At 74.9% G+C, this 17810-nt stretch carries 16 protein-coding genes; 11 read left to right on the top strand and 5 right to left on the bottom strand.

Going from position 1 to position 17810, the window contains the following annotated elements:
• On the bottom strand, positions 1 to 367 hold a 367-nt coding region (locus MNY60_RS20460), incomplete at its 3' end, for a response regulator transcription factor (protein ID WP_242361673.1).
• Positions 368 to 484: 117 nt separating this feature from the next.
• Between MNY60_RS20460 and MNY60_RS20455 the strand changes: the two genes are divergently transcribed.
• From MNY60_RS20455 to MNY60_RS20435, 5 genes are all read left to right on the top strand, one after another.
• Entirely contained in the window at positions 485 to 1336 is an 852-nt protein-coding gene (locus MNY60_RS20455) for a 50S ribosomal protein L11 methyltransferase (RefSeq protein WP_242361671.1), read from the top strand.
• Entirely contained in the window at positions 1333 to 2073 is a 741-nt protein-coding gene (locus tag MNY60_RS20450; RefSeq protein WP_242361667.1) for a 16S rRNA (uracil(1498)-N(3))-methyltransferase, read from the top strand. Before MNY60_RS20455 ends, MNY60_RS20450 begins: the two co-directional genes overlap by 4 nt.
• Before the next feature lie 176 nt (positions 2074 to 2249).
• On the top strand, positions 2250 to 3206 hold the full coding sequence (locus tag MNY60_RS20445) for an RDD family protein (RefSeq protein WP_242361664.1): 957 nt from the start codon (positions 2250 to 2252) through the stop codon (positions 3204 to 3206).
• Between the two features lie 31 nt (positions 3207 to 3237).
• The gene (locus tag MNY60_RS20440) at positions 3238 to 5307 is read left to right on the top strand and encodes a general secretion pathway protein GspE (RefSeq protein ID WP_242361661.1); all 2070 of its coding nucleotides are present in this window, start codon (positions 3238 to 3240) and stop codon (positions 5305 to 5307) included.
• 89 nt (positions 5308 to 5396) lie between these two features.
• Positions 5397 to 6959: an acyl-CoA carboxylase subunit beta gene (locus MNY60_RS20435; protein WP_242340974.1), complete on the top strand. Its 1563-nt coding sequence runs from the start codon at positions 5397 to 5399 to the stop codon at positions 6957 to 6959.
• Positions 6960 to 7084: 125 nt separating this feature from the next.
• On the opposite strand, the gene MNY60_RS20430 is transcribed toward MNY60_RS20435, so the two are convergent.
• The 3 genes from MNY60_RS20430 to MNY60_RS20420 form a co-directional block, all read right to left on the bottom strand.
• Positions 7085 to 7705, bottom strand: coding sequence for a DUF2231 domain-containing protein (locus MNY60_RS20430; RefSeq protein WP_242356451.1), 621 nt, complete (start codon positions 7703 to 7705; stop codon positions 7085 to 7087).
• 206 nt (positions 7706 to 7911) lie between these two features.
• Positions 7912 to 8115, bottom strand: coding sequence for a cold-shock protein (locus MNY60_RS20425; protein WP_011984597.1), 204 nt, complete (start codon positions 8113 to 8115; stop codon positions 7912 to 7914).
• Between the two features lie 166 nt (positions 8116 to 8281).
• Positions 8282 to 9445, bottom strand: a complete 1164-nt coding sequence (locus tag MNY60_RS20420) for a nitronate monooxygenase family protein (RefSeq protein WP_242340976.1) — start codon at positions 9443 to 9445, stop codon at positions 8282 to 8284.
• Between the two features lie 324 nt (positions 9446 to 9769).
• On the opposite strand from MNY60_RS20420, the gene MNY60_RS20415 reads away from it, so the two are divergent.
• From MNY60_RS20415 to MNY60_RS20405, 3 genes are all read left to right on the top strand, one after another.
• Positions 9770 to 11104 carry a hypothetical protein gene (locus MNY60_RS20415; RefSeq protein WP_242340977.1) on the top strand — a complete coding sequence of 445 codons (1335 nt, stop codon included), beginning with the start codon at positions 9770 to 9772 and terminating at the stop codon, positions 11102 to 11104.
• 68 nt (positions 11105 to 11172) lie between these two features.
• A complete protein-coding gene (locus MNY60_RS20410; RefSeq protein ID WP_242361658.1) occupies positions 11173 to 11946 on the top strand; it encodes a lysophospholipid acyltransferase family protein in 774 nt (257 codons plus the stop codon).
• Between the two features lie 96 nt (positions 11947 to 12042).
• Positions 12043 to 12519, top strand: a complete 477-nt coding sequence (locus MNY60_RS20405) for a DUF2267 domain-containing protein (RefSeq protein WP_242340979.1) — start codon at positions 12043 to 12045, stop codon at positions 12517 to 12519.
• 21 nt (positions 12520 to 12540) lie between these two features.
• Here MNY60_RS20405 and MNY60_RS20400 read toward each other — a convergent pair whose 3' ends face one another.
• Positions 12541 to 13782: a HAMP domain-containing sensor histidine kinase gene (locus MNY60_RS20400; protein ID WP_242340981.1), complete on the bottom strand. Its 1242-nt coding sequence runs from the start codon at positions 13780 to 13782 to the stop codon at positions 12541 to 12543.
• A gap of 218 nt (positions 13783 to 14000) precedes the next feature.
• On the opposite strand from MNY60_RS20400, the gene MNY60_RS20395 reads away from it, so the two are divergent.
• From MNY60_RS20395 to MNY60_RS20385, 3 genes are read left to right on the top strand one after another with little or no spacing between them, the layout of a single operon-like run.
• The gene (locus MNY60_RS20395; RefSeq protein ID WP_242340983.1) at positions 14001 to 15536 is read left to right on the top strand and encodes an acetyl/propionyl/methylcrotonyl-CoA carboxylase subunit alpha; all 1536 of its coding nucleotides are present in this window, start codon (positions 14001 to 14003) and stop codon (positions 15534 to 15536) included.
• Positions 15533 to 16045, top strand: a complete 513-nt coding sequence (locus MNY60_RS24410) for an acetyl-CoA carboxylase biotin carboxyl carrier protein subunit (RefSeq protein ID WP_242340985.1) — start codon at positions 15533 to 15535, stop codon at positions 16043 to 16045. The genes MNY60_RS20395 and MNY60_RS24410 overlap by 4 nt, the downstream gene beginning before the upstream one ends.
• A 48-nt stretch (positions 16046 to 16093) precedes the next feature.
• Entirely contained in the window at positions 16094 to 17743 is a 1650-nt protein-coding gene (locus MNY60_RS20385) for a methylmalonyl-CoA mutase (RefSeq protein ID WP_242361655.1), read from the top strand.
• The last annotated feature ends 67 nt before the right edge of the window (positions 17744 to 17810 follow it).

Below are 17810 nucleotides of genomic sequence, written 5' to 3'. Positions count from 1 at the left end.
CGCCGTGCAGGAGCGCGGCGGCGCGGCCGAGCAGCTCGGCCATCTCGAAGGGCTTGCGCAGGTAGTCGTCGGCGCGCGTGCGCGTGGCGCGGTGCGCCTCGATGGCCGCGTCGGTCGCGTCGGCGGTGTAGAGCAGGAGCGGGACCGCCTGCGAGGCGCGCTTCAGCCGGTTGCACACGGAGAAGCCGCTCATGTCGGGCAGCTCGGCGGCGAGGAGGATGAGGTCGGGCTGCGCCTGCCGGCAGCGCTCGACCGCCTGCTCGCCGGCCGGGAGCGAGGTCACCTCGAGACCCGCCGGGCCGAAGGCGCGGCGGATCTCGTCCGCGAGCGCGGTGTCCGGCTCGACGAGGAGGACGTTCAGGGACATGGTGGGGCCGATCGTACCCTCGTTTCGGAAGGCCGCGAAATGACGGACCAGGTGCGATATCGCGCGGCCCGCAGATGACGCTGGCCTCGCCGGGCGCCCCGGGATAGGCATCGGCCGATGCCCACCTTCTCCCTCACCCTGGACGCGGCGCGGGAGCGCGCCGAGGACCTCTCCGCCGAGCTCTTCGACGCGGGCGCGACCGGCGTCGAGGTGCGCGACGGCGAGGGCACGCCGATGCCGGGCGTGGCCCAGCCGCCGCCAGGCCGCGCCCTCCTCGTCGCGTTCTTCGCGGAGCCCGAGGCCGCCCGGGAGGCGCAGGCGGCGTACGGCGGCGAGGTCGCCGAGATCGCCGACGAGGACTGGAGCGAGACCTGGAAGAAGGGCCTCGGTCCGTTCGCCGTGGGCCGCGCCTTCGTGCGGCCGTCCTGGGTGGACGCGCCCACCCCGCCCGGCATGGCCGAGATCGTGCTCGACCCCGGCATGGCGTTCGGCACCGGCACCCACCCCACCACCTCCCTCTGCCTCGCCGCGCTGTCGGAGCTGCTCGCCGCGCGTCCGGGCGCGTCCGTGCTCGACGTCGGCACCGGCTCCGGCCTCCTCGCCATCGCCGCCGCGAAGCTCGGCGCGGGCCGCGTCGCGGCGAACGACAACGACCCAGTCGCCGTCGGCGTCGCGCGCGAGAACGCGGAGCGGAACGGCGCCGCGCTGGAGCTGACCGGTGCGCCCGTCGGAGAGATCCCCGGCGTGTTCGACCTCGTCGTGGCGAACATCCTCGCGAACACGCTCGTGGAGCTCGCGCCGGACGTCGCCGCGCGCGTCGCGCCGGGCGGCACGGTGCTGCTCGCCGGCATCCTCGGGCCGCAGGAGGACGAGGTCCGCGCCGCGTACGTCGCGGAGGGGCTCCGCCCGGCCCTCGAGCGGCGCGACGGGGAGTGGAGCCTCCTCACCCTGGAGCGACCGCGCGCGTGACGCTCCGCCGCGTGCACCTGCCCGGCGAGCGCTTCCGGCTGGACGCCGGGCGCGCCGCGCTCACCCCCGAGGCGCGCCACTACCTCCGCGACGTGCTCAGGCTCGCGCCCGGGGCGGAGGTCGAGGTCTTCGACGGTCGCGGCGGCGCCTGGACCGCGTGCGTCGATCCGAGCTTCGAGACGCTCGTCCTCGGCGTGGCGCGCGCGGGGAAGGGCGAGGCGTCCGCCGAGATCTGGCTCCTCGCCGCGCTCGCCAAGGGCGAGAAGATGGATCTCGTCGTGCAGAAGGCGACCGAGCTCGGCGCGGCGGTCGTCGCCCCCTTCGCGGCGGAGCGGTCGATCGTCCGGCTCGAGCCGGACAAGGGCGAGGAGCGCGCGCGGCGGTGGCGGCGGATCGCCGAGGAGGCGGCGCGCCAGTGCGGGCGCGCCGACGTCCCGGAGGTGCGCGCGCCGGCGCCGCTCGCTGCCGCGCTCGCGGCGCTGCCTCCGGGGGCGCTCGCGATCGCGTTCCAGCCGGGCGGATCGCCCGTGCTCGCGCTCGCCCCGGCCGCGGCGAACGCCTACGCCGCGGTGGTCGGACCGGAGGGCGGGCTCGCCGACGCGGAGCTCGCGGTCCTCGCCGCGGCGGGCGCGCACCGCGCGTCGCTCGGGCCGCGCGTGCTCCGGGCGGAGACCGCCGCCATCGTCGCGGTGGCGCTGCTCCAGGCGCGCTTCGGCGATCTGGGCGCGTCTGGCTGAACGGTGCTGCGCCCCGCCCCACCGACGGCTGACCGCCGTCGTCGGGGCCCCACCCTGCTCGCGTCGCCGCGGCGGGCTCGCTTCGCTCGCCTGATCGCGAATCGGGATCGGCCGTCACCCCTGCCGCGCAGGACCCGTTCCTTGACCCGCCCGCGGGTCGACCGTAGCCTCGACCCGTGCTCTGTCCCCGCTGCGCCCGCGAGACGGATGACCGCGCCGCCTTCTGCGGCGACTGCGGCGCGCCGCTCACGCTTCGCGAGGAGCCGGCGCCGCGTCTGCTCGACGTGGCGCTCGACCTCGATCGGCGAAGGTCGCGCACGCCGCCCCCGCGGGTGGCCGCCGCGCCCGAGCAGGAGCCGCTCCCGCCGCTGCCCGTGGAGCCCGAGCCCGCCTTCGAGCTCGCGCCCGCGCCGGCGGCGCCGGTGAGCCGCTCGCACTGGGACCTCGGGCGCATGCTCGAGGAGGTCGCGGCCGAGGACGGCTTGTTCGAGGAGTCCGCGCCGCCTCCATTCCAGGAGGACGTTCGCGGCGCCGGGGCCGCGGTCGCCCTGGCCCGCGCCGCGTCGCCTGCGGCAGCGCCGAAGCTCTGGCCGGAGCCGCTGTCGGAGCCCGAGGCGGAGCCCGAGCCGAGGCCCGCGCCAGGGCGGCCTCGCTCCGGGAGCCGCGCCGAGGTCCACCTCCGTCGGGCGGCGGCGTGGCGTCGCGCCGCGGCCTGGGCGATCGACGCCGGCCCGCTCCTCGCCGGGGTGGTGTTCCTCGGCCGCTCGCTGCTGGCGGCCACCCCGGCCGGGGTTCCCGTGCCCCCGAGCGGTCTCGACGGCCTGCTCGACCTCCTCGCCGGCGAGGCGGACGTCGTCCTCTCGCTCGCGGCGCTCCTCGCGGTCGCGCTCGCCGTGTACGCGACCCTCGCGCACGCGCTCGCTGGCGCCACGCTCGGGAAGTGGATGCTGGGCCTGCGCGTGGTCGGCCCCGACGGGAGGCGGCCCTCGCTCGCTCGGAGCGCGGTGCGCGCCGCGCTCGCGGTCGCGTCGGTGGGGCTCCTCGGGCTCGGGTTCCTCCTCGCGCTCTTCACCCGCAGCGGCAGGGCGCTTCACGACCTCCTTGCGCGGACCTGGGTGGTGGAGGCGCCTTGACCCCCACATGACGGGGTCCTACAACCGACCCGTGCCGAAGGACCTCGCCGCCCTCCTCGTCGAAGAAGGCGTGGTCTCCGCCGAGGTGATGGCGCGCGCGCTCGCGCGGCAGGACGAGGCGGGCGGCGCGCTCGACACCGCGCTCCTCGAGCTCGGCGCCGTCCCGGAGGACGCACTCGCGGTGGCGCTCGCCGGGGCCGCCGACGTCCCCCCCGCGCCGCCCGCCGCGTTCGCCGCCGCCGACGCGCGCGCACGGCGGGTGTTCCCCGCGCGCGTGGCCGACCGCCACGGGCTCGCGCCCTTCGCGCTCGAGGCGCGGGAGCTGTCGGTCGTCTCGGTGTTCCCGGTCGACTCGAGCCTGCTCGACGAGATCGGCTTCATGCTCTCCCTGAACCTCTCGGCGTTCGTCGCGCCGGAGTGGCGGGTGCGCCTCCTCGTGCACCAGCTGTACGGCACGCCCCTCGCGCCGCGCTTCGCGGCCCTCGCGAGGGCGGCCGGGGAGCTCCCGGCGGAGGAGCCGGCCGCCGCGCCCGAGGCGACCACGCCGGCCGGCGGGGAGGGGGCCTCGCCGCGTGACCCGCTCGCGCAGGACGCCGCCGCCGCGAGCGGGTTCGGCGAGGAGGACGCCGGCCCGCTCGAGCCCCTCGCCGCGGCGCTCGCGCAGGCGCTCGAGGAGGTCGATCCGGCGCTGCTCACCGACGAGACCGCGCCCCCCGGCGAGGAGGGCGCGCCCGAGGCTCCGCCGCTCGGGGCGCCCGAGGAGGCGCCCGGGCCGCCCGACCGCAGCGCGCCCCCGCGCTGGTCGCTCGAGGACGCGCGGGCCGCGCTCGCGGCGGCGCGCACGCGCGACGAGGTCGTCCTCGCCGCGCTCCGGTACGCGCGCGACTTCTTCCCGTTCGCGGCGATGTTCGCGGTCACGCGCGACGCGGTCGCCGGCCACGACGCGCTCGGGCTCGAGCCCGAGGCGCGCGAGCTCGCCCGCAGCGTCGCGATCTACGCCGACGACCCCGGCATCTTCCGGACCGTCATCGAGACGCGGAGCCCGTACCTCGGGCCGTTCTCGCCGGAGCCCGCCGGCAACGCCGCGATCCTCGGCGGGCTCGATCGCGGCAAGCCGCGCACCGCCCTCGTCGCGCCCGTGCTCCTGCGCGATCGGCCGGTGTGCGTCCTGTACGCGGACAACGGCGACGCGCCCGTCTCCGCGCGCCGGCTCGGCGATCTGCTCCTCCTCAACTCGATGCTCGGGGGCGCGTTCGAGCGGATCATCCGCGAGCGCAAGCGTCGCCGCGCCGCCCCCGCGCGCCGCGGCACCCCCGCTCCCGCTCCCGCTCCCGCTCCCGCGCCGCCCGCCGCGCCGGCGCCCGCGCCGTTCGATCCGTGGTCCGCCGAGGAGCCGCCGCGCGCCGCCCCGAGCCCCGCGACCACCGCGCCGCCGGCAGACCCCTGGACCGCGACGGAGCCGGCCCGCGCCGCGCCGCCCGTCGCTGCAGCGACCCCGGCGCCCGTCGCGGACGCGTTCGACGCGCTCGAGGTCGAGATCGACGACACCGTGGTCGCCGAGACCACCCCGCCCGCCGTGCTCGCCGATCGCGCCCTCGACGCCGACCTCGCCCTCGCGGCGGCGGCCTGCGCCGCCCTCGCGGCGCGCCGGCGCGATCCCGGGGTGCGCGAGGCGAGCGAGCGGCTGCGGCGCGCGCTCCTCTCCGGCATCGAGGCGCGAGCGCTCCGCGCGGCGCGAGCGCTGGGCGCGCTCCGCGACGCCGAGGCCATCCCGCTGCTCGTGCAGGTGCTCGAGACGAGTGCCCCCGAGCCCGCCCGGGCCGCGGCGGACGCGCTCGCCGCGATCACGCTGCAGCGGCTCGGCACCGACGCGCGACGCTGGCTCGGGTGGTGGAAGGAGAACCGCGGCCGCGGGCGCGCCGAGTGGCTGTTCTCGGGCCTCACGAGCACGGATCGCGAGACGCGCGTCGCCGCGGCGGTCGAGCTCTCGAGCGCGGCGCCGGCGCCGGTCGCATACTCCGCCGACCTGCCGTCGGAGGAGCGGGAGCAGGCGGCGCGCGCCTGGGCCGGCTGGTGGACGCGCAGCGGCCACGTCCTGTGAGTGACTGACGGCGCCGGACGCGCCGCTTGCCTCTCGCCGGGGCGGGTGCCTATCCTCCGCCCCCGTCCCCCGGAGCGCGAGGCCCCCAAATGGAAAAGCCGGTCGACCCCGATCCGCGCCGCGCCCTCCTCGACGCGCTCGACGCCGAGGCGGAGCAGGGCGGCGGCGCCGAGCGAGTCGCGAAGCAGCACCGGTCCGGCAAGCTGACGGCGCGTGAACGGATCGACACGTTCCTCGACCCCGGCACGTTCGTCGAGCAGGACAAGTTCAAGACGCACCGCTGCGCCGACTTCGGGATGGAGGGGCAGAAGGTCCTCGGGGACGGCGTCGTCACGGGCTACGGCCTCGTGGAGGGGCGCCAGGTCTTCGTCTTCGCGCAGGACTTCACCGTCTTCGGCGGCTCGCTCTCGGGCGCCTTCTCCGAGAAGATCTGCAAGGTGATGGACCGCGCCATGTCGGTCGGCTGCCCGGTCATCGGCCTCAACGACTCGGGGGGCGCCCGCATCCAGGAGGGCGTCGTCTCGCTGGCGGGGTACGCCGACATCTTCCTGCGAAACACGCTCGCCTCCGGCGTCATCCCCCAGATCTCGGTGATCCTCGGGCCGTGCGCCGGCGGGGCCGTCTACAGCCCGGCCATCACCGACTTCATCTTCATGGTGAACGACTCGGCGTACATGTTCATCACCGGTCCGGACGTCATCAAGACGGTGACGCACGAGGAGATCACGAAGGAGGAGCTCGGCGGCGCGCGCACCCACGCCACGCGCTCCGGCGTGGCGCACTTCGCGATCGACTCCGAGGAGGCGACGCTCCGGGCCGTCCGGGAGCTGCTCGGCTTCCTGCCGCTCAACAACGCCGACGACCCGCCCGCGCAGCCGTGCTCGGACGACGTCGCCCGCCGCGACGAGCTCCTGAAGACCGTCGTGCCGGAGAGCCCGTCCAAGCCCTACGACATGAAGGAGGTGATCCGGGCGGTGGTCGACGACCGGCACTTCTTCGAGGTCGCCGAGCACTTCGCGACGAACATCGTGATCGGCTTCGCGCGCCTCAACGGCCGTCCGGTGGGGATCGTCGCGAACCAGCCCGCGGTGCTCGCGGGCGTCCTCGACATCGACGCCTCGGTCAAGGCGGCGCGCTTCGTGCGCTTCTGCGACGCGTTCAACGTCCCCCTGCTCACCCTCGTGGACGTGCCCGGGTTCCTCCCCGGCACCGACCAGGAGTGGAACGGGATCATCACGCACGGCGCGAAGCTCCTCTACGCGTTCGCCGAGGCGACCGTCCCGAAGGTCACGGTCATCACGCGCAAGGCGTACGGCGGCGCCTACGACGTCATGGCCTCGAAGCACATCCGCGCCGACGTGAACTTCGCGTACCCCTCCGCGGAGATCGCCGTGATGGGGCCGGAGGGGGCCGTGAGCATCATCTTCCGCAAGGAGCTCTCGGCCGCGAAGGACCCGGTCGCCGAGCGCGCGCGCCTCGTCCAGGAGTACCGCGACAAGTTCGCGAACCCGTACAAGGCGGCGGAGCTCGGCTACGTCGACGAGGTGATCAAGCCGGAGGACACCCGGCCGAAGGTGATCCGCGCGTTCGAGATGCTGCGCACGAAGCGGCAGGAGAACCCGGCGCGGAAGCACGGCAACATCCCGCTCTGAACGACGGCGCGCGGGTCGCTCCCCCGGGGGTCGCGCGTCGAGCCACGGCTCGACCGTGGCGTCCCCGGCGGACTCGCTCCGCCGGCGAGGTCTCCGGATCGGGATCCGCCGTCCCCCGCTGACGGTCAGTGAAGCTCCGGCTCCTCCGCGCCCGTCCCGGCCTCGGCGATGGGGCCGAGCGCGCTCCGCTCCACCCGCTCGCGACCGCTGACCGCGCGGTACGCGCGCCGGACGAGCCAGCCGAGGCCGCGCACCGCGTCTCGGCCGAGCCGCTCCACCCCCTCGGCCGAGAACAGCGCGGGCGCCTCCGCGGCGGCGCCGCCGAGGACCTTCACGCCGGCGCCGTGCGTGTACACGAGCTCTCCGCCGAGGTAGGCCGTGTAGGTGGCCGCCCCCGCGGCCAGGAGCCCGCTCGCCGCGGAGGTCAGGTTCGCCGCGTTGCGCGACCGCCAGGCGGAGATCCCCACCGCAGCGACCACGATGGCGAGGTTCCCGAGCCCGTGGGTGAACATCATGTCCCGGGCGTGGCCGCTGCGGAGCTCGATCTCCTGCGAGGCGGCCATGCCGGCGAGGCCGGCGAGGAGGCCCGCCGACGCCGTCGTCCACCAGAGGTTCCGGCCCAGGCGGTCGAGCCGCCGGTCGCGGGGGCGGAGGGCGGCGGCCAGATCGACGAGCGCGCTGGCGGGCAAGAGGACGAGCGGCGCGTGGACGAGGGACGGGTGAAGCTCGTGCGTGCGCATCGACATGGGCGGACCTCCGCTCTCACGCTGCGGCGCGTCGCCTGCCGCCGCAATGGAGCCACGCTCGCCCCGCCGCTCGCCCCGCGGGCGCTCTCCGCTGCGCCTCGCCCCTGACGTTTCACGGCGCGTGACGATCGGTCCCTCCGAAAGGCGAGAGCCCGGCCCCTTCGCAGAGGAACCGGGCTCCGTGCCGACCGAGCTGGGCGGGCGACTTACGTCTTCCGCACGTTCGCGGCCTGCAGGCCCTTCGGGCCCTTCACGACGTCGAACTCCACCTTCTGACCCTCGGCGAGGCTCTTGAAGCCGTCGCCCTGGATCGCGCTGTAGTGGCAGAAGACGTCCTCACCACCGTTGTCCTGGGTGATGAACCCGAAGCCCTTCGCGTCGTTGAACCACTTCACGGTGCCAGTCGCCATTCAACGTCTCTTTCGCTGTTTCGATCGCCGGGATGACGCTCGGTCCACCCGACGAAAAGGTGGACCAAAATCCTGTATCCGAAAAATTCCGTATGGTCGAGATGCGACGGCCCGTCCGGGCGACGCCCGTTGACCCGCATCAAATGGAGACGGTGGGTCCGGGTAGCTACGCGACCGCGGCCGCGCTGGCCGGCGTGTGCTCGAACGCGGAGCCCTCGGTCGCGAGCCGCGCCTCGAGGTCGGCGAGCAGCGCCGCCGCGGTCGGGAGCGCGGTGACGTCGCGATCACCGATCCGGACGAGGCTCTGGCCCGTGTAGAAGAGGCCGTTCTCGGTGTCGCCCTTCACCGCCGCGGCGAGCAGCGCGTCGGTGATGCAGAAGCTCTCCTTGAAGCCGCTCGTGCGGCACACGCAGAGCCCGTCGCCGAGGCACTCGATGCAGGCCTTCTTGCGGCCCATGTAGCCTTCCTTGCCGAACCACCACGCCTTCGAGCGGGGCGGGACCGCCTCGCCGCGCGCGAGCTTCTCGGTGAAGGCGCTCCGCACCGCCCGCGCCTTCATCCCCTTCACGCAGCTCGTGATGATCGCCACGTCGGGCTCGCGCTTGCCGAGGTGCATCGCCTTGAACGCGGGGTGAACGTCGCCGTCCGCGCAGGCGAGGAACCGCGTCGCGAGCTGGACGCCGGCCGCGCCGCCCGCCACGAAGCGCGCGACGTCCGCGGCGTCCACGCCGCCGGCCGCGACGACCGGCAGCGACGTCGCCGCGAGCACCTCGCGGACGAGCGCCGGGAGCGGGTGGCCGATGTCGCCGATGTGCCCGCCCGCCTCGGCGCCCTCGGCGACGACGAAGTCCGCGCCCCACTTCTCGTACATCGCCGCGAGCCGGCCGGAGGACACGATCCCGGCGAACGGCACGCCGCCCTCCCTGCACCAGCGCAGGATCTCGCGGGAGATCCCCGCGCCCTGCACGAGGAAGGAGACGCCCTCCTCGATCGACACGCGCGCCAGGAGCTCGAAGTCGCCCTTGTTGATGGCCGCCATCAGGTTCACGCCCACGAACCCGCCCTGCGAGTCCTGGCGGGCGCGGCGGATCTCGGCGCGGAGCTGCTCGGGCGTCTTGAGGACCGCGGAGATGGTCCCCACGCCGACGAGGCGGGCGCCGCGATGGGCGGCGACCTTGCCGGAGAGGCCGTCCGAGGCGTTGATGCCCATGCCGCCCTGGACGAGCAGGCGCCGCCCGGACCTGACGATCTCCGCGATCGTCTGGCGATCGAGGCGCGGCAGCGGCGCGGAGGTCTGCTCGGCGTGCGGCGACGCGGGCGTGGCGGACATGCGTGGGCTCCTTCGCGCCGGGTTGAGGGACGGGGCGCGAGCGGGCACCCTACGGCTGCGGTGTCACCCGACGGTCACGGCCCCCGTGGCAATCGACCGACGCGGTGCGTAGCCGGAGGCCCCTGACGCGACGCGGCGGCCGCTCCCTCGCCCGGGCGTCCGCCTCGCTCGCCGAGCGCGAGAGAGCTCGGCGCACGGGTGGCGTCTCGCGCTTGTGATGCTGGGCGATGCGATATCGAAGGCTCCCGAGCGAGCCCGCGAGCGCGCGCTCCCCCCGCGACGCTGACGCCCCCCGGTCGGTGGGATACGCTCGGCGCCCACATCATGACCCACCCCTCGTCCTCCCCCATGCCGCTCGTGGTCGCCGTCGAGATGGGCTACGGCCACATGCGCGCCGCGATGCCGCTCGCCGACGCGCTCGGCACCGAGGTGCTCCAGGTGGATCGCGCGCCGCTCGTCGCGCCGGGCGAGGAGCGGCTCTGGCAGCGCGTCCGCAGCACCTACGAGGGCGTGTCGCGCCTCTCGCAGGTGCCGTGGGTGGGGGCGCCGCTCCGGCGCGCGCTCGAGGCCGTGACGGACATCCCGCGCCTCCACCCTTACCGCGACCTCTCGGCGCCGACCCGCGGGGTCGACACCCTCGACCGGCTCGTCCGGAAGCGCCAGCTGGGCCGGGGGCTCGTGGCGGAGCTGCGCCGGACCGGCGCGCCCCTCCTCACCACCTTCTACTCGCCGGCGATCGTCGCGGACGCCGCCGGCCTCGAGCGGATCTTCTGCGTCGCGACGGACTCCGACCTGAACCGCATCTGGGCGCCCGCCGAGCCGCGCCGCACCCGCATCCACTACCTCGTCCCGACCCGCCGCGCCGCGCGCAGGCTCCGCTCCTACGGCGTGCCGGAGGACCGGATCACCTTCACCGGCTTCCCGCTCCCGGAGACGCTCGTCGGCGGGCCCGCGCTCGGCGCGCTCAAGGCGAACCTCGCTGCGCGCGTGGTGCGGCTCGATCCCTCCGGGGAGTTCCGCCGCACGATCCCGGAGGAACTCGCGCACTTCCTCGGCGCCCTCCCGCGCGAGGAGGAGGGGCAGCCGCCGCTCCTCACCTTCGCGGTGGGCGGCGCGGGCGCGCAGGCGGGGATGGCGGCGGAGCTCCTGCCCGGCTTCCGCCGCGCGCTCGAGGCGGGGACGCTCAGGATCTGCCTCGTGGCAGGCGTGCGCGCCGAGGTGGACGCGCGCTTCCGGGAGATCGCCCGGCGCGCGGGGCTGGAGCCGCTCCTCGGCGGCCCGCTCGACATCCTCCTCGCCCCGACCTTCCGCGAGTACTACGACCGCTTCAACGCGCTCCTGGCGCGCACCGACGTCCTGTGGACGAAGCCCTCCGAGCTCACCTTCTACGGCGCGCTCGGGCTCCCGCTCGTGCTGGCGCCGCCGGTCGGGGTTCACGAAAGGTACAACCGGCGCTGGGCGCGGGAGAGCGGCGCGGGCCTGAAGCAGCGCGACCCGCGCTTCGCGGCGGAGTGGCTCGGCGACGGGATCGCCGACGGCGTCCTCGCGGCCGCCGCCTGGGCGGGCTACATGCGCCTGCCGAAGTTCGGGCTGCACCGCATCCTCGAGGCGGTCGGCGCGACGCCCGAGGCGCGCGTCGCGGGCCCCGCCGGCGCGTGACGCCGGAGGTGCGGCGCCCGTCCGGCCGACGCTTGCCGCCGCCCCGGCGCCGGAGCAGGATGCGCCCCGTGCTGCGCGCCTTCTCCCTCGTGTACTGGGTGTTCTTCGCCGCCACGCTGCCGGTCCTGTTCCTCGGCGCGATGCTCGTCTTCCTCCTCACCTCTCCGTTCGACCGGCGGCGCGTCGCCGTGCACCTCTACTCCTGCGCGTGGGCGACCTTCTACGTCGTGGCGAACCCGCTCTGGCGCGTGTCGGTCGAGGGCCGGGAGAAGCTGCCGTGGAAGGGCGCCGCCGTCCTCGCCGCGAACCACCTCTCCCTCCTCGACATCCTCGTCCTCTACGGGCTCTTCCGGCCCTTCAAGTGGGTGTCGAAGGCGGAGGTCTTTCGCGTGCCGTTCGTCGGCTGGAACCTCTGGCTCAACGACTACGTGCGCGTGAAGCGGGGCGACCGCGAGTCGATCCGCGAGATGATGGACCACTGCCGCGCCCACCTCGCGCGCGGTACGCCGGTGATGCTCTTCCCCGAGGGCACGCGCTCGCGGGACGGACGGCTCGGGGCGTTCAAGGACGGCGCCTTCCGGCTCGCGATCGAGGCGGGCTGCCCGGTGATCCCCATCGTGGTCAGCGGGACGGGCGACGCGCTCCCGAAGCACGGCCTCGTCCTGCGCCAGCGGATGCGCGCGCACGTCCGCGTGCTCGACCCGCTCGACCCGGCCGAGTTCCCGACCGCGGACGCCCTGCGCGACGCGACGCGGGCCGCGATCGCGGCCGCGCTCCCCGAGGCGAACCGGCCGTCCGGGCCGCTGCGCGTCCCACCGCCCCGGGTGCCCGAGGCGCGCTGACGGGAGGGCGACCGCCCGACCGCGTCTCCCGCCTCGCCTGCGGAGTCCGCGGTCCGGGGTGCTGCCCCGCCCGTGTGCGACGCACATCTTTCCGGCATGACGGACGGATACCGGGTGTCGGGCGGGCACGGAGACGCCGTGCCCGGAGCGCTCGGTCCGAGCGACCTCGACGGCCGCGCGGAGTGGGTGCACGTCGACGGGCGCGGGATCGCCGAGCGTCTGGAGGCGCGGCTCGGCTCGGAGGTGGATCTCCGCAAGATCCTCTTCGGCGTGCTCGTGCCGCTCCTCGGTGCGCTGCACGGCGAGCCGCTCCGCGCGATCGCCGCGCGGCTGCCCCACGCGCTCGCCCGCGAGCTGCTCGACGAGGAGGACGGCGCGGTGCGCGGGCGCATCGGGGCCGGCGAGTACCTGCGCGACGTCGCGGAGCTCGTGCAGCACCCCCCGCGCGCCGCCGCGATCTACGCCGGCGCGGTCCTCGCCGCCGTCCGCGAGGCGCTCCCGGCAGAGACGGCGGCGGAGGTGGAGCGGCGCCTCCCGCCCGAGCTCCTCGAGCTCTGGCGCGACGCGCGCTGACGCCTGCGCCCGGCGGGGCCCTCAGCTCGGCCGCGCCGCGCAGCGCCGCGGGAGGTGCACCGTCACGGTCGTCTCGCCCTCGACCGAGCGCGCGGCGATGTCGCCGCCGTGCCCGCGCACGATCTCGCGCGAGATGTAGAGGCCGAGCCCGAGGCCCGAGGCCTTGCGGCTCTTCTCCTCGGGTCCGCGCGAGAACGGCTCGAAGAGGTGCGTGAGCACCTCCGGCGGGATCCCCGGTCCGCCGTTGCGCACGTGCAGGAGGACCTGGTCCGGCTCGTCCCCGTCCACCTCCACGCGCACCGGCACCGCGGGATCGCCGTGGTCGATGGCGTTCGAGACGAGGTTCGAGACCACCTGCTCGAGCCGATCGGGATCCCACTCGCCCGCGGCGTCGCCGTGGATCGCGATCTCGACCGTGCGATCGCTGTTCACCGCGCGGAGCTCGTCCACGACCTTGCGCGCGACGGCGTCGAGGCTCGCCGGGCGCGGGCTCACCGGGATCCCGTTGCCGAGCCGGGTCCGGGTGTAGCTCAGCAGATCCTGGATGATGCGGCCCATCCGACCGGCCGACGAGCGCGTCCGCTCGATCGCGCGGGCCTGCCAGCCGGCGAGCCCGCCCTTCGTGTGCAGCAGCGACGCCGACATGTGGATGGCGCCGAGCGGATTGCGCAGATCGTGGCCAACCACGCCGAGGATGAAGTCCACCGTCCTCCGCCGGGTCTCGAGGTCCGCCTCGGCGCGCCGGAGCGTCTCGCGCGCGTCCTCGTGCGCGCGGCCGAGCCGGTCGCGATCGAGCGCGCGCGCGGCGCGATCCGCCGCCGCGCGGAGGAGCAGGAGCGCCTCCGCGTCGAGCGGGGCGTCGCCGCGCGTGCCGGCGAGGAGCGCGCCCGCGACGGCGCAGCCCACGAGCGGTGTCCCCGCGCCGTGGCGCGTGCCGGGAGGGAAGGGCGCCCCGGGCCGCGGCGCGGTGCGCGGCGTCCCGGCGGCGACCACCTCCGCGGCGAGCCCGCCTTCGACCTCCGCGGGTGCGCCGTCGTCGAACCCCACCTGCGCGAGGACCTCGAGGCGATCTCCTTCGCGCACGACGAGCGCCACCGAGTCGATCGCCGGCACCGCGTCGGCGAGGGCGCTCAGGAGCCGGCGGAGCGCGCGCTCCTCGGGCTCCACGGCGAGGAGCCGCTCGAGGCCGTCCGCGAGCCGCGCGCGCGACCGCTCCGACGCTTCGCCCTCGCCCGGGGCGGGCTGCGTGACGTCCTCCGCCATCGTCGCCTCATCGTGGGCGCGCGGCGGCCCCCGGGGAACCCCCCGGTCCGCGCGCCGAGGAGCGGAGCGCGGAACGATCGTTCCGGACCCGTGGAGTCGATGTGGGGAGAGCCTTTACCTGCGCGTGCACGCGCAGGTATCGTGACCCGCTCCCCCAGCCGCTCTCGCTGCCCCGTGCCGGGTCGAGCCCCGACCGTTTCCCCCTCGAGGCCCGCGAATTGAGCCCCAAGACGCGCATCCGCAAGGTCCTCGTCGCGAACCGCGGCGAGATCGCGGTGCGCGTCATGCGGACCTGCCGGGAGATGGGCCTCGCGACGGTGGCCGTCTACTCGGACGCGGATCGCGGGGCCCTCCACGTCCGCAAGGCGGACGAGGCGGTCCACGTCGGGCCGTCCCCCGCGCGCGACAGCTACCTCGTCGTCGAGAAGCTCGTCGACGCCGCGAAGAAGACGGGCGCGGACGCGCTTCACCCAGGGTACGGATTCCTCTCCGAGAACGCGGCGCTCGCCCGCGCGTGCGCGGCGGCCGGCGTCACCTTCGTCGGCCCGCCGCCCGAGGCGATGGAGACGATGGGCGTGAAGACGGTCGCCCGCCGCCACATGAACGCGGCGGGCGTGCCCACGGTGCCCGGGTCCGAGGGGCCGATCGCCGACGAGCAGGAGGCGAAGGCCTTCGCGGACGCGCTCGGCTACCCGGTCATGATCAAGCCGGCGGCGGGCGGCGGCGGCAAGGGCATGAAGAAGGTGGAGCGCGAGGCGGACTTCCTCGCCCTGTGGGACTCCGCCCGGCGGGAGTCCGCCGGCGCCTTCGGCGACGAGCGGCTCTACCTCGAGAAGTTCCTCGACGAGCCGCGCCACGTCGAGATCCAGATCTTCGCCGACGAGCACGGCGACGCCATCCACCTGGGCGAGCGCGAGTGCTCGGTGCAGCGCCGCCAGCAGAAGGTCGTGGAGGAGAGCCCGAGCTGCATCCTCGACGAGCGGATGCGGCAGGCGATGGGCGAGGTCGCCGTGCGGGCGGCGAAGGCGGTGGGCTACCGCGGCGCCGGCACGGTCGAGTTCCTCGTGGACGCGGCGCGGAGCTTCTACTTCCTCGAGATGAACACCCGCCTGCAGGTGGAGCACCCGGTGACCGAGATGATCACCGGGCTCGACCTCGTGCGGATGCAGCTCGAGGTGGCGCGCGGCGGGCGGCTGGTGCCGCAGGAGGCGGTCGCACGCCGCGGCCACGCCATCGAGGCGCGCATCTACGCCGAGGACCCGGGGCGGGGCTTCCTGCCCTCGCCGGGCAAGATCACCTACCTGCGCGTGCCGGGCGGCCCCGGCATCCGCGACGACTCGGGCGTGTACGCGGGCTGGGTCGTGCCGCAGTACTACGACCCCCTCATCTCGAAGCTCGTCGCCTGGGCGCCGACGCGGGACCAGGCCATCGAGCGGCTCATCCGCGCGCTCGGCGAGTACACCGTCCACGGCATCACCACGAACGTCGCCTACCTCGCGGCGGTGCTCGATCACCCCGCCTTCCGCTCGGGCGCCTACGACACCCAGTTCTGCGAACGCTACGCGGCGGACCTCGTGCGGCCCCCGGATCCCGCCTTCGAGGACGTGGCCCTCATCGCCGCGGCGGTCGAGGCGTACAAGCGGGATCGCGCCGCAGCGGAGGCGTCCGTGGCGCGCGCCGGCTCGGTGGCGGCCAGCCGCTCGAACTGGGCGCGGCTCGGGCGCGCCCGCGCGCTGCGCGGAGGTGGCGCGTGAGCCGCTACGTCGCCCTCCTCGACGGCGGACGGCGCGAGGAGCCGATCGAGGTGAGGCAGACGGCGCCCGGGCAGTTCGAGGTGCGGCTTCGCGGGCGGGTGCACGTCGTCGACGCCTTCAGGCACGACTACGGCACGCTCTCGCTCATCGTGGACACCGCGAGCTACACCGCCATGCTCGACGAGCGCGACTCGCACGTGCGGGTGCGGGTGCGGGACTCGGTGTATCCGATCGAGATCCTCGACGAGAAGAAGCTCCGCATGCGCCGCGCGGCCGGCGGGTTCACGGTCGAGGGCCGGCAGACCCTCGCCGCGCCCATGCCGGGCAGGATCGCGAAGGTGCAGGTGAAGGTCGGCGACGCGGTGCGGGAGGGGCAGGCGCTCCTCGTCGTCGAGGCGATGAAGATGGAGAACGAGCTGCGGAGCCCGAAGGGCGGCCGGGTGGTGGAGGTCCTCGTCACGGAGGGCCAGGTCGTCGAGGGCAACGCGAAGCTCTGCGTCGTGGAGTAGCGAACTCTTCCGCGGGCACGTTGCCCGCGAGCGCGTCGAGGGACCGACATGGCGGACGAGAAGAAGCAGCGCTGGCTCGAGGGCACTTACGGCAAGGCCGTGAAGAAGGGGCCGGAGCGGCGCGCCCGCTTCGAGACGACGAGCGGCATCCCGCAGCAGCCCGTCTACGTCGCGGAGGACGCGCGGCCGGGGCTGGAGGAGCGGCTCGGGCTGCCCGGCGAGTTCCCCTTCACGCGCGGCGTGCAGCCCACCATGTACCGCGGCCGCTTCTGGACCATGCGCCAGTACGCGGGGTTCGGGACCGCGGAGGACTCGAACCGCCGCTACCACTACCTGCTCAAGTCCGGGCAGACCGGCCTCTCCGTCGCGTTCGATCTCCCCACGCAGATGGGCCGCGACTCCGACCACCCGCGCGCGCGGGGCGAGGTCGGCAAGGTCGGCGTCGCGATCGACTCGATCCGCGACATGTCGATCCTCCTCGACCGGATCCCGCTCGGCGAGGTCTCGACCTCGATGACCATCAACGCGACCGCGGGGATCCTGCTCGCGCTCTACCAGGCCATCGGGGAGAAGCAGGGCGTCGCGGCGGCGGACCTCCAGGGCACGATCCAGAACGACATCCTGAAGGAGTACGCGGCGCGCGGGACCTACATCTACCCGCCCGAGCCGTCGCTGCGGCTCATCACCGACATCTTCGCGTACACCGCGAAGGTGATGCCGAAGTGGAACCCGATCTCGATCTCCGGCTACCACATCCGCGAGGCGGGCTCGACGGCGGTGCAGGAGGTGGCGTTCACGCTCGCCGACGGCATCGCCTACGTCGGCGCCGCGGTGAAGGCCGGCCTCGACGTGGACGCGTTCGCCGGCCGGCTGTCGTTCTTCTTCAACGCCCACAACGACCTCCTCGAGGAGGTCGCGAAGTTCCGCGCGGCGCGGCGGCTGTGGGCGCGCATCATGAAGGAGCGCTTCAAGGCGAAGGACCCGCGCTCGATGATGCTGCGCTTCCACACCCAGACCGCGGGCTCGATGCTCACCGCGCAGCAGCCGGACAACAACATCGTGCGCGTCACCCTCCAGGCGCTCGCGGCGGTGCTCGGCGGGACCCAGTCCCTGCACACGAACTCGCGCGACGAGGCGCTCGGGCTCCCCACCGAGGAGTCGGCGCGCATCGCGCTGCGCACGCAGCAGATCATCGCGAACGAGTCGGGCGTCGCCGACGTCATCGACCCGCTCGGCGGGAGCTGGGCCATCGAGGCGCTCACCGACGACATCGAGGGGCGCGCCGAGGAGTACCTCCGCAAGATCGACGACATGGGCGGCATGGTCCACGCGATCTCGCAGGGCTACGTGCAGCGGGAGATCCAGGACGCCGCCTACGCCTGGCAGCGGCAGGTGGAGGCGAAGGAGAAGGTCGTGGTGGGCGTGAACGCGTTCCGCTCCGACGATCCGCCCGTGACCGTCATGAAGGTGGACCCGGCGCTCGAGGCACGGCAGGTCGCGTCGCTCGCGGCGTTCCGGCGGGAGCGGAGCGCCACCGCCGTGAAGCAGGCGCTGGAGGGGGTGCGCACGGCGGCGAAGGGGAGCGAGAACCTCATGCCGCCGATCCTCGCCGCCGTGAAGGCGGAGGCGACGCTCGGCGAGATCTCCGACGCGCTGCGCGAGGTCTTCGGCGAGTACCGGGAGACGGTGGTACTCTAGCCGGCCGGTGAGCGACGGGAACGGGCAGGGGAAGGGGGCGGGGCCGCAGCATCCGACGGACGCGGCG

The sequence above is a fragment of the Anaeromyxobacter sp. SG17 genome, assembly GCF_022690695.1.
Taxonomy (GTDB): domain Bacteria; phylum Myxococcota; class Myxococcia; order Myxococcales; family Anaeromyxobacteraceae; genus Anaeromyxobacter; species Anaeromyxobacter soli.
The sequence above is the reverse complement of the archived record's forward strand: the minus strand, read 5'-3'. Positions and strand labels throughout refer to the sequence as shown.